Raw genomic sequence first — 11,755 nt, 5'->3', positions numbered from 1 at the left:
GACTGTTAATCAGTGGGTCCGTGGTTCGATCCCACGTCGGGGAGCCAAATAAACGCGAAATGGACACTTATTTGAAGTGTCCATCTTTTATTCTATACGAGGAAACAGCTTTTCTTCAGCCGTTTATTCGTATTGCGAGCAACCACCCGCGCTAGCGATGCGCTGCACATTCAGGCGGCATGCGCAGACCATACGCAAGCACCCCTGCTCGCCTTGCCTATCTCTTCCAGCTGCTGCGCATGCATGGCAAGCTCCTCATCGTTTGCGCGGATGACGATCAGCTCGAATCCTGCCACGTTAACAGCATCAGCATCATCTTGCCGCTCGGGGGCTGCCGCCGCAAGTTCGATGATCAGACTTTCCTGGCCGCGCGTCATCGCCAGATAAACCTCGGAGAGTAATTCGGCGTCGAGCAGCGCGCCGTGCACGGTGCGCGCCGCGTTGTTGATCTGATAGCGATCGCACAGCGCGTCGAGCGAATTGCGCTTTCCAGGATGAAGCTCTTTCGCCATGCGCATGGTATCGGTCACGTACGAACAGCAATCGCTGATCGGCGGCATGTCGAGCAGAACGAATTCGCGATTCAGAAAAGCGACGTCGAAGGGCGCGTTGTGGATGATGAGTTCGGCGCCGCTGACGTAATCGAGGAACTCCGCAACGACCTCGCGGAATCGCGGCTTGTCGCGCAAAAATTCATCGGTCAAACCATGAATCGCGAGCGCGCCCAGATCGCAAGACCTTTCGGGATTCAGATAGCGGTGAAAGCGGCGGCCGGTCAGGCGGCGATTGACCAGCTCAACGCCAGCGAGCTCGACCACGCGATGACCGAGATTCGCTTCCAGTCCGGTGGTTTCGGTATCGAGAAAAATCTGCCGCAAATTGATCTCCGCTACACAGACTGAAGCCGGCTTCTGGTTTGCCGCTGAACAGGTTCTTCGTCCCTTGCCACCTGGATCGACGCGACGCCACGGTTGGCCAGCACGTCGGCTGCCTCGTTGCCATCGTGCCCACAGTGCCCGCGCACCCAGATCCATTCGATTTCGTGCTGCACGGCGAGCGCATCGAGCTGCCGCCACAAGTCGTCATTTTTGACCGGCTTCTTGTTTGCGGTTCGCCAACCGGTCTTCTTCCAGTTGTGGAGCCACCTGCTAATGCCCTGCTGCACGTAGCGCGAATCGGTGCTCAGGCGCACCCTGCACGGGCGCTTCAGCGCTTGCAGGGCACGGATTACCGCGGTCAATTCCATGCGGTTATTCGTGGTGTGAACTTCGCCGCCGGACAATTCGAGGGTCCGTCCGCCAAAGCGCAGCAAGGCGCCCCAGCCGCCTGCGCCGGGATTGCCTTTGCACGCACCATCGGTGAAAATCTCGACGATCTCAGACATCGCTCATGGTCGGCGCCGATGCGTCTTCGGCTCCACCCTTAGCCAGCTTTTGCGGCACGACGGCGAGTTGCCTTTGCGCAGCGCGGCGTTCTTTCCACTTCGGCATGATGAGACGCATCCCGCGCACGCGTTTGACCGCCTGCACGAAATAGACACCGCCTGCGATCGGCCACCAGCGGTCGCCGGCCGCTTCCATAAACTGAAATTTGCTCAGCCATTTTTCCTGCGTGATCGGGGGCGCATAGCAGCACATCTTGCCGGCGGCGACTTCGAATTCTAGCAGCGCTAGCCAATCCTTGAGTCTCGGCAGATTGATGAAGCGGCCGCACCATGGCGAATCGCCGGGGGTAGGACGCAACGGACGCCGCAGGCCCCACAAACTCCACGGATTGAACCCGGAGACCAGTATCTGGCCTTCGGGCACGAGAATGCGGGCGACTTCGCGCAGGATTTGATGGGGATCTTCGCAGAATTCCAGAATATGCGGCAATACGACAAGATCGGCGCTGCTGCTGGCGATCGGCAATTCGCGAAAATCAGAGCGCAGCACACCGATCTGATCCGCGACTTGATGCTGCTGCCCCTCGCGATTGATCCGAATGCGCAGCGGAATACGGCTGGTGCGCAGAAAATCGCACTCGGGAAGCCCCAGTTGCAGGGCGTTGAACCCGAATACATCCGCGACGGTCTGATCGAAGTATTCCTGCTCTCTGGCGAGCAAGTATTGGCCAAGGGGAGTTGCAAGCCATGCCGCCAGCATTACAAGCGCGTTTTCCATTCGCGTTAAATCAAAATCAATATTCGACGTGATCTCCAAAGCCCAGCCAGAAGATCAAGACGATAGCAAGCTGAAGATCGTTCCACTAGCGGCATTTCAGGATAATTATATCTGGCTGCTGCGCAAAGGCGAACACGCGGTCGTGGTCGATCCTGGCGATGCCGAGCCGGTGCTGTCTTATCTCGGACACGAGAAATTGCGGCTGGCGGCAATCATCAACACCCATCATCATCGCGACCACGTTGGCGGCAACGCGCGCCTGCTCGATTTCTTTCGCGTCCCCGTGTACGGCCCCCGGGACGAAGCGATCGCAACGCTCACGCATCCCCTGCAAGCGGAAGATGTCATCGATTTTCCCGAACTCGCGTTGCATTTGACGGTGCTTTCCATTCCGGGGCATACGGCGGGGCATATCGCCTACGTGGGACCTGGTATCTTGTTCTGCGGTGACACCCTGTTCGCAGGCGGTTGCGGACGACTGTTCGAAGGCTCGCCGGAGCAGATGGTGGATTCACTGAACAAGCTTGCTCGCCTGCCCGCTGCGACACAGGTTTACTGCGGCCATGAATACACGCTCGCCAACCTCAGCTTCGCCCGCATCGTCGACCCTGATAACATCGAGCTTGCCACTCGCGAAAAAGCCGCGCGCGCATTGCGGGCCCAAAACCGACCGACTTTGCCCTCCAATATCGCTTTGGAGAATGCGACCAATCCTTTCTTGCGTTGTACCACCCCGGCAGTCATCGCGTCCGTTAACGCCTATGCTGGGAGGACCTTGGCTGGCGCAACCGAAGTTTTTGCTGCGCTGCGGCAATGGAAAGACCGGCAATAATGCTGCTTGACGACTTGGAGTGATTTTCGCTAATATCAAACACAACTTTAAGTTAATACCATAAATGGCTAATAAGAATACAGTAATTGTTGCTATCATTATTGGCACAGCGGGTCTGCAAGCCTGTTCTACGCAAAGTGGAAATCTGGTCAAGCCGGATGGTGCGCCTATCGTTGCAGAACAAAGCGTACCCGCCAGAGCATCAGTCCTTTCGACTCCTTTGACCCCTGTCACCGCTGTCGAGGCAACGGCAATGGTGGGAGCTGAAATCGCCACCGCTGCCAAGACTCCAGACGTCAAGCCACCACCCACAGTCAAGGCTGCTCCCGCAGTCGTGCCACAACCGGCAATCCCCGCGGCCGCGCAAGCGTCCGGTCCGAAAATAATCATTATTCCGAGCGGCGGTGATGCGGCGAATCAGCAAGCACTCGGAACCTTCTCGTCCAACCTCAGCCAGGACTTGACGATCGACCACGAGAATTTGTGGGAGCGCATACGCAATGGCTTCAACATGCCGGCCGTGCCCGGTCAGGTGGTTGCGGAGTACGAGCGGTGGTACACGGCGAGGCCGGATTATCTGAAACGCATGGTGGATCGCAGCAAGCGTTATCTGCACTACATCGTCGAACAAGTCGAGCGGCGTAACATGCCAACTGAAATTGCGCTTCTACCGATGATAGAAAGCGCCTTTAATCCCACCGCGTATTCGCGCAGCCACGCGTCCGGCATCTGGCAGTTCATCCCGTCGACCGGCAAGTATTTCGGCCTGCAGCAGAACTGGTGGCACGATGACAGGCGCGACGTGATCGCCGCGACCGATGCCGCGCTCGATTATTTGAGCAAGCTGTACGAAATGTTCGGCAGCTGGGACCTTGCGCTCGCCGCCTACAATTCCGGTGAGGGAACGGTTTCCCGCGCCATTGCGCGCAACGCGGCAAAAAATCTGCCTACCGATTATCCCAGTCTGACATTGCCGACCGAGACGCGGCAATACTTGCCGAAGCTGCAGGCCGTCAAAAACGTGATCGCAAACCCGACGCTTTTCGGGCTCGAATTGAGCGAGATCCCAAACGAGCCGTACTTCACGACGGTAGCGGCGCCGCAGAAGATCGACGTGAAAGTGGCGGCGAAGCTTGCCGAGGTACCGCTCGAGGAATTCATTTCGCTGAACCCGGCCTTCAACCGGCCGATGATCAACTCCGATGGTTCCCGTCTGCTGCTATTGCCGGTCGACAAGGCAGAAGCTTTTTCGACCAATCTCGATAATCACAAGAAGCCGCTGGCTTCGTGGCGTATCTACGTCGCGCGCAAAGGCGAACGTCTCGATAAAATCGCCGCCAAATTCGGACTCAGCATGAATCAGCTAAGAGAGATCAATGGCTTGAGCCGCCGCACAAGCAAAGCGTCGGCGGGGCCGCTGCTCGTGCCTCTGCATCTGTCCAAAAAAGCCCTAATCGCCGAAAGCGCCGGCGTCGAAGCTGAAAAAAACCAAACCACAAAGAAATCCAGCGCCTCCAAAGTAATATTGGCCCCGAAGGAAAAGTCGACTGCCAAAAGCGTTCCATCGGCTCAACCCAAGACACCCGCCGCCAGTGGTCCGCTGGCAAAAGCTGCGCGGCAATTGCTGTACATAGTGAAGAAAGGAGACACGCTGTTCAGCATCAGCCAACGTTATAACGTAACAATCGCGCAATTAAAGTCGTGGAATAATCTGCGTTCGAGCAACTTGTCGCTCGGGCAAAAGCTGGTACTGAAACCTGGTTCGGGGGATGTAGCGGCGTCTTTGTGACAGTTGCTCTGTCGCCGCCGGTTTGCCGTCGCGGATCGGCAGCGCGTTTCGAGTCTCCGCCTTTGCTCGTAATTACCCGTATCCTCTACCCCGTTCTCAACTCCGCTTACTGACCGCTTCCGGTAGCTCGTCCACTTCGCTCCTGCAAATCGCTTCGTCATACAGATGGCAGTGCGTCGCGTGCGTCGTGCTGAGTTGCGTGCGTGGTGGATAGTTGTCGCGGCATTGCGGCATGACATCAGGGCAGCGCGGGTTGAAGTGGCAACCGCTCGGAGGGTTGACCGGCGAAGGTAAATCGCCTTGCAGGCGTATGAATTTGCGCTGGCCGCCTTCTTCGATGACGGGCACCGCCGAGAGTAGCGCGCGGGTGTAAGGATGCTTCGGATGATTCAACACGTCATCGACCGAGCCGCGCTCGACGATGCGACCGAGATACATCACCGCGACCTCGTGCGCCAAAAATTCCACGACGGAAATATTGTGCGTGATGAACAGATAGGCGAGCCCGAGTTTGCTTTGCAGCGTCTTCAACAGGTTCAGTATCTGAGCCTGCACCGAGACATCGAGCGCACTGGTCGGCTCGTCGCAGATGACCAGCCTTGGGGAAACTGCAAGGGCACGCGCGATCGCGATCCGCTGACGCTGTCCGCCCGAGAATTCGTGAGGATAGCGATATTTCGATTCAACACTGAGACCGACTTCGCGCAGCAGATCATCGATGCGGCGCGCGCGCTCGGCCGCATGCTCGCCGATTTTGAGAGCGGCCATGCCCTCCTCGATTATTTCAGTCACGCGCATGCGCGGATTCAGCGATGCATATGGATCCTGGAATACGATCTGCAGATCCGAACGCCGCTGCCGCAACTTTCGCTGGCTCAGGCTGGCCAGATCGATTTCGTCAAAGCGAACGCTCCCGGCAGTAGGCTCTATCAAACGCAAAATCGATTTCCCAACCGTCGTCTTGCCGCAACCTGATTCGCCGACCAGCGCCAACGTGCGCCCCGATTTGATCGTCAGCGAAACGCCGTCAACTGCCTTGACGTGCCCAACCACCCGCTTGAGCAGACCTTTATGGATCGGGAAATGTACCTTGAGGTCGGCGACTTCGAGTAGCGGTGTTTCATCGCTCTTGCCAATGGCGATAGAGTCAGCCAGTGTGTGCCCCTCTTTACGCAAATCCAGGGTGCCCACTTCGAGCACGAGTTCGCCCATTCTGCGCATTGCTCCTTCATACAAATGACATCTGACGGTTTGACCGGGCGCGACGTCGCTCCAGCCAGGCGCAACGTCGCGGCATAAATCCCAGGCGTAATCGCAGCGATCGGCAAAGCGGCAGCCTCGAAACTCGCTGCTCAACGACGGCACGCCTCCCCTGATCACGGCCAGCGAAGCGCCGCGTTTGTTTTTGGTCGGGATGGAATCGAACAGTTTGCGCGAATACGGATGGGCGGGAGTCGCGAAGAAACGCGCGCGCGAAGCGCGCTCGATAATCTCTCCGGCATACATGACGGCAACCTGCTGCGCCATTTCGGAAACCACGCCAAGATCGTGCGTGATCAGCAGCATGGACATCCGGCGACGCTGCTGCAGTTCGCGCAGCAAATCCAGGATCTTTGCCTGGATGGTGACGTCGAGTGCCGTGGTCGGCTCATCGGCGACCAAAAGCTCCGGGTCGCCCGCCAGCGCCATCGCAATCATCACGCGCTGCCGCATCCCGCCCGACAATTGAAACGGATACTCGCGCTGCCGCCGCTCGGCGTCCGGGATGCCGACGTCATCAAGCAGTTCGATGATGCGCTTTGCGCGTTCGTTGTCGTTGAGCCGCGTGTGCCGCTTCAGCGCCTCTTCGATCTGTCCGCCGACGGTCAGCACCGGGTTGAGACTCAGCATCGGCTCCTGGAAAATCATGCTGATGCGCCGACCACGCACGCCGCGCATCGCAACCTCCGGCAGCGCGAGCAAATTGTCGTCGCCGAGCTTCACACTGCCCGAGACGATTTCGGCCGTTTCCGGCAGCAGGCGCATGATGGAAAGCGCGGTCATCGACTTGCCGCAGCCAGATTCGCCGAGCAGCGCGAACGTCTCGCCCTGCGCAATTTCGAGCGACACGCCGTCGACTGCCCGCACGACCTTGTCGCCGGTATCCAGCCATGTGCGCAGATCGTCGATTCTCAATAGCGGCGCGGCAACACTGATTTCCCGTCCGGTGTTCATTTCAAACCCAGGGTCGGCTGCGCGGCGCTAGTGGCGGGAATCATCTTCGCGAGGTTGGCGCGGCGCGCCGCGGCTTTGCCGGCACGCGTTCTGACGCGGGGATCGAATGCATCGCGCACAGCGTCGGCGAACAGATTCGCAAACAGCACGAGTACAAACATGAAGGTGAACGCGGCCGCAAGCGACCACCAGACCATGGGTTCGCGCGCCATTTCGAGACGCGCGCTGTTGATCATAGTGCCAAAGCTGATCATCGACGGATCGACGCCGACGCCGACATACGACAACACAGCCTCGGCCAGCACCAGACCGCTGAAATCCATGACGATCGCGATCAATACGATGTGCATGACATTGGGCAGGATGTGGCGGCTGGTTATGCGCCACGACGAAACGCCGAAAGCCTGCGCCGCCTGGATGTATTCCATTTCGCGCAGCTTGAGCGTTTCGCCGCGCAGCAGCCGGCACAGGCCGGTCCAACTGGTGATGCCGAGGATAATGCACAGAAACAGCAAACGGAGGTCGGCGCGCTGCGACACGGTTTCAAACATTTCCGGGTGCGTGTCCATGTAGACCTGCGTCATCAATACCGCTGCTGCGATCAGGAGCACGCCGGGAATCGAGCTCAGCGTCGTATATGTGTATTGAATGACATCGTCGATCCAGCCGCGAAAGTAGCCGGCCATGATGCCGAGCGCGAGCGCGAACGGCAGCATGACCAGAGTGGTCAGAGTGCCGATAACGAGTCCGGTGCGTATGCTTTTTACAGCGAGGTACAGCACGTCCTGGCCTACTTTGTCGGTGCCCAGCACGTGATAGTGACGGCTCAAAACGATCATCGGCACGATGACCAGCAAGGCAACGCCTATCGTTATCAACACGGCGCGCCAGGGAAAATCGGAATCGCCTCGCGCGAAGTGGACAGACGAAGCACGGAAGCTGCTCTCCCGCCGCCATGATCGATACAGTATCAGCAACGCAGAGATTGCGAGCCACGCCAGAACGGCGACGCCAACCGCTATTCCCAGCCGCGTCAGTATGTCGCCGAAGCGCTGCACGCCGGGGTTTTCAAGGTGCGCGCCGCCGTGGCGCAAACGTGGGTAGACGCGCGCTTCGCTGCCATCCGGCAGCGTCACCGTTTCCTTGGAAAAAAGCTGTGCTGCGAACGGCGCGGAATAAGTCTTTTCGGCCTTCGCGCGCAGCGGCGCGGCGATTACGTCGAGCAGGCTTCTGACCTCGACCGAATAATTCTCCTCGCCGGTGTCAGGGCCAATCGCCGGTCGGAAATGAACGGAATCGAGTACGCCGACCACGCCGAATATCGACAACACAACAACCGACGACATGCCGCTGGCGCTGTGCGCGACCCGCCGCCACGGCGCCAGCAGATATTCGCGGCGCCGCACGACAAAGACGAAAACGATGATCACCGCGATCAGCACATAAATCAGCGCATCGGTCCACAGGATGACGGGTTTGAACGCGTTCATTCGAGCCTGATGCGCGGATCGACCAGCGTGTAAGCGATGTCGGTCAGAATCAGGCCGACGATGTACAGGCACGATCCCAGAAAAACCATCGCGCGAACGACGGCAAAATCCTGCGAATTGATCGCATCTATGGTGTAGCTTCCGAGGCCCGGAATGCCGAAAAACGATTCGACGATCAGGCTGCCCATGAACAGCAGCGGTATCACGACAACGGCGCCGGTCACGATTGGGATCAGCGCGTTCTGCAGTACGTGCCCGAACAGTACGCGCATCTCCGACAACCCTTTGGCCCGCGCCGTGCGCACGTAATCCTTGTTGATCTCTTCGAGAAAAATCGTGCGATACCAGCGCGAGCTCGCGCCGACGCTGCTGACTACACCGACCACAACAGGCAGCACCAGAAACTTGGCAGAGTTCAAGCCGCTGCCGAAACCTGAAATCGGCACCAGATGCCACAGTTTGCTGATCAAATACTGGCCGCCGATGATGTAGAACAAGCCCGAGATCGACATCAGCGCGACGCACAGTACGACGCCGGCAAAGTCGATGTAGGTTGCGCGGAAAAACGCCATCAGCAGCGCGAACGTGATGTAAACCAGCAGGCCGACGAGAAACACCGGAAGTGCTATCGCCAGGCTTGGCCACATGCGCGCGCTGATCTCATGACCGATATCACGGCCGTCGTCGGAACGGCCGAAATCGAAAGCAAACATCGATACCGATTTCTCGAAAAAAATCGTATCGGTCAGCTTCGCCGCACCGTCCGCCTGATGATTGATCAGCAGGGGTTTGTCGTAGCCCCGCTCCTGCTTCCATTTTTCGATCGCCTCCGGTGTTACCCGCTTGACGCCGAGCTGCATGCGCGCCATGTCGTCTGGCGTGTTGACCAGAAAGAACAATGTGAAGGTGATGATGTTGACGCCGATCAGAATCGGTATCGCGTACAGCAGTCGACGAATGATGTAGTTGATCATCGGCGAACGCCGTTGCTACCAGTACTGCGAACCGGAGTCGGACCCGCGCGTAGGCGCGCTGCAACCGGACATTCGTTCGTCGCTCGCGTTGGCATCAATGCGCATCAACGGGCGCGGCTTTGAAAACCCTGCGTTCCCTGCGCCGGTAGCTGATGACGGCAGGAAGTGCTATTGCGATCAATAACGCGATAAGCAACAACAGTGGCCACACAATGGGTTCATTCCACGCTTCGCGCTGTTCGACGCGTAAAGCGCTATCGATGCGCTGGTACTTGAGACCATTGCGCGCCATCTGGTTGGGCTTCTGGTTATGCATCCACTGGTGATACAGGCTGTACTCCTTCGGGTGCAGTCCCCATACCCACGGCGCATCGAAGCGGGCGATTTCCAGCATGCGGTCGATGATCGCCTGCCGCTCGCGGCCGTTTTCCATATTCTTCATCTGCTCGAACAACTTGTCGTATTCAGGGTTCGCATAGTTGGCTGAGTTCTCACCTTCATGATTGGCGCGGCTTTGCGGGCCATAGAGCAGGAACAAAAAGTTTTCCGGGTCCGGATAGTCAGCGTTCCAGCCCCACTGGAAAAGTTGCGCATTGCCTTTGCGAATTTTGTCCTGAAAACGGTTGTAATCGGTCGCGCGCACGATGAGCTGCAAATTCAGTTTGCCAAATTGCTTGCGCATCCAGTCGAGCCTTGCCTTATCGTCGGGTCCGCGCGCCGTGGTGTCGAGATTCAGCACCAGCGGCGCCCCGGTTTTCCGATCCATGCCGTCCGGATAGCCGGCCTCGCTCAACAACTCGAGCGCTTTCGCCAACGGCTTGCGTTGCGGCTCGCCGTCGATCCAGTAGTAAACATGCGGGTTGATGCCTTCCTGCCCGGGCTTGTGGCCGTATATTTCCGGAGGAATCGGTCCCATCGCGGGAATGCCGCGGCCGTTGGCGAAGATGCTGATGTATTCTTCGTAATCGACGGCGATCGATATCGCCTGACGCAGCTTGCGCGCGCGCTCACTGTCGCCGCCGACGATGGGATCGAGCATGTTGAAGGCCAGATAGATATCGCTCGGCGCAACAGACGTCACCAGGCGGATGCCTTTCTCGCGCATCGCATCGGTCAGCGCAATGTCGCCGCCGCTGCTGATCTGCACAGCCTGGTCGAAACTGTCGGAGCTGATTCCGGAAGCGTCGTAATAGCCCTGCAGGAATTTATTCCAGTATGGAATACTTTCCTTCTCGAGGCTGAAAACAACCTTGTCGATGAAAGGTAGCGCCTTGCCGGCGTCTTTCAAAAGGCCTTTTTCGGCATCGCCAAGCTCGCCGTCGGCCGGATAGGTTTCGCCTTGAAAATTGGGATTGCGATCGAGGACCATCTGGCGATTCGGATTATTGACCGTCAGCATGTAAGGCCCGGTGCCTACCGGATACCAGTCGAGCGTAATGTTTTTTTTGGCCAGACCGGGCTGCGAATAGAAACGTTCGGCCTCTTCCGGAACCGGTGCGAAAAACGGCATTGCGAGCCAATAGACGAATTGCGGATACTTGCCTTTGAGCTTGACGCGATACGTATAGCGATCGACGACTTCAGCGCCCGGCAGTGGATATTTGTTCAGGTCGAGGTAGGCTTGCTCTCCAGTGTTGTCGCGCTGTTGATCGGCGCGTTTCAGCGTCGCTGAAAAATCTTTGAGCCCGACGATGTACTCGCTCATCAAACCGAAGATCGGCGAATGCAGCCGCGGATGGGCGAGCCGCTTGATCTGGAATACGTAGTCGGCGGCGATCAGTTCTCGCGTGCCATCCTGCTTGAAATCGCTGAGCTTGTAGATATCATCGAGCCTATCCGGCGTGAGATCGTGATGCAGCAGGCGGCCGCTGGCATCGGTCGCGAAAGCAGGATGCGGTTGATAAAGAATTCCCGGTTTGATGCGGATTTCGTAAACGCTGAACGCGATCGAAGCCGGGTCGGCATCATCCGGCAAAAGCGCATTCTGCGCATCGAGGTACTGAGGCTGGGGCACTGCGGTTGCCGCCAGCGGAATCAGCGTATAGGGCCGCTTGAAATAGTGATATTGCAGTGGTGGCTGATAAATCTGCGCGTTGAAAACGGCCTCGTTCTCGCTGTACGACTGCACCGGGTCGAGATGCTTCGGACGCTCGGTGAAAGCCGAATAGAGAATGTTTTCGCCGCGCTGCGATGCGGGATAGGGATTGTTCCAGGCGCCGCTCCAGAATTCTCCGCTGCACGCTGTCAGCAGCAACGGCGTGATCGACAACGCGAAACCGATCCAGGACTTCATG

The 11,755-nt window shown here is 58.1% G+C and carries 8 protein-coding genes and 1 pseudogene; 2 read left to right on the top strand and 7 right to left on the bottom strand.

The window, feature by feature from the left end; translation table 11 throughout:
- Window positions 1-170: 170 nt before the first annotated feature.
- Genes dnaQ through H0V78_09725 form a run of 3 tightly spaced genes read right to left on the bottom strand, consistent with a single transcriptional unit; the run spans window position 171 to window position 2,162 of the window.
- Window positions 171-878, bottom strand: coding sequence for a DNA polymerase III subunit epsilon (gene dnaQ / locus H0V78_09735; GenBank protein ID MBA2352039.1), 708 nt, complete (start codon window positions 876-878; stop codon window positions 171-173).
- A gap of 11 nt (window positions 879-889) precedes the next feature.
- Window positions 890-1,384, bottom strand: coding sequence for a ribonuclease HI (rnhA, locus tag H0V78_09730; GenBank protein ID MBA2352038.1), 495 nt, complete (start codon window positions 1,382-1,384; stop codon window positions 890-892).
- The gene (locus tag H0V78_09725) at window positions 1,377-2,162 is read right to left on the bottom strand and encodes a methyltransferase domain-containing protein (GenBank protein ID MBA2352037.1); all 786 of its coding nucleotides are present in this window, start codon (window positions 2,160-2,162) and stop codon (window positions 1,377-1,379) included. Before H0V78_09725 ends, rnhA begins: the two co-directional genes overlap by 8 nt.
- Window positions 2,163-2,232: 70 nt before the next feature.
- On the opposite strand from H0V78_09725, the gene gloB reads away from it, so the two are divergent.
- Together gloB and H0V78_09715 are read left to right on the top strand one after the other, a co-directional pair.
- Complete coding sequence (gloB, locus tag H0V78_09720) at window positions 2,233-2,994, top strand: hydroxyacylglutathione hydrolase (protein ID MBA2352036.1); 762 nt, start codon at window positions 2,233-2,235, stop codon at window positions 2,992-2,994.
- Between the two features lie 253 nt (window positions 2,995-3,247).
- Window positions 3,248-4,387, top strand: a pseudogene (locus tag H0V78_09715) (transglycosylase SLT domain-containing protein).
- A gap of 492 nt (window positions 4,388-4,879) precedes the next feature.
- On the opposite strand, the gene H0V78_09710 reads toward H0V78_09715, so the two are convergent.
- The 4 genes from H0V78_09710 to H0V78_09695 form a co-directional block, all read right to left on the bottom strand.
- Complete coding sequence (locus H0V78_09710) at window positions 4,880-6,997, bottom strand: dipeptide ABC transporter ATP-binding protein (protein ID MBA2352035.1); 2,118 nt, start codon at window positions 6,995-6,997, stop codon at window positions 4,880-4,882.
- Complete coding sequence (locus H0V78_09705) at window positions 6,994-8,487, bottom strand: ABC transporter permease (GenBank protein MBA2352034.1); 1,494 nt, start codon at window positions 8,485-8,487, stop codon at window positions 6,994-6,996. Before H0V78_09705 ends, H0V78_09710 begins: the two co-directional genes overlap by 4 nt.
- On the bottom strand, window positions 8,484-9,461 hold the full coding sequence (locus tag H0V78_09700; GenBank protein MBA2352033.1) for an ABC transporter permease: 978 nt from the start codon (window positions 9,459-9,461) through the stop codon (window positions 8,484-8,486). Before H0V78_09700 ends, H0V78_09705 begins: the two co-directional genes overlap by 4 nt.
- A gap of 94 nt (window positions 9,462-9,555) precedes the next feature.
- On the bottom strand, window positions 9,556-11,754 hold the full coding sequence (locus tag H0V78_09695) for an ABC transporter substrate-binding protein (protein MBA2352032.1): 2,199 nt from the start codon (window positions 11,752-11,754) through the stop codon (window positions 9,556-9,558).
- Between the last annotated feature and the right edge of the window lies 1 nt (window position 11,755).

It is taken from the genome of Burkholderiales bacterium (assembly GCA_013695435.1).
Classification (GTDB): domain Bacteria; phylum Pseudomonadota; class Gammaproteobacteria; order Burkholderiales; family JACMKV01; genus JACMKV01.
This window is presented reverse-complemented; position numbering and strand designations above follow the sequence as displayed.

Coding starts and splice junctions, on each gene's coding strand:
- rnhA (MBA2352038.1), bottom strand. CDS start 1,384: ATGTCTGAGATCGTCGAGATTTTCACCGATGGTGCGTGCAAAGGCAAT.
- H0V78_09725 (MBA2352037.1), bottom strand. CDS start 2,162: ATGGAAAACGCGCTTGTAATGCTGGCGGCATGGCTTGCAACTCCCCTT.
- H0V78_09710 (MBA2352035.1), bottom strand. CDS start 6,997: ATGAACACCGGACGGGAAATCAGTGTTGCCGCGCCGCTATTGAGAATC.
- H0V78_09705 (MBA2352034.1), bottom strand. CDS start 8,487: ATGAACGCGTTCAAACCCGTCATCCTGTGGACCGATGCGCTGATTTAT.
- H0V78_09700 (MBA2352033.1), bottom strand. CDS start 9,461: ATGATCAACTACATCATTCGTCGACTGCTGTACGCGATACCGATTCTG.
- H0V78_09695 (MBA2352032.1), bottom strand. CDS start 11,754: ATGAAGTCCTGGATCGGTTTCGCGTTGTCGATCACGCCGTTGCTGCTG.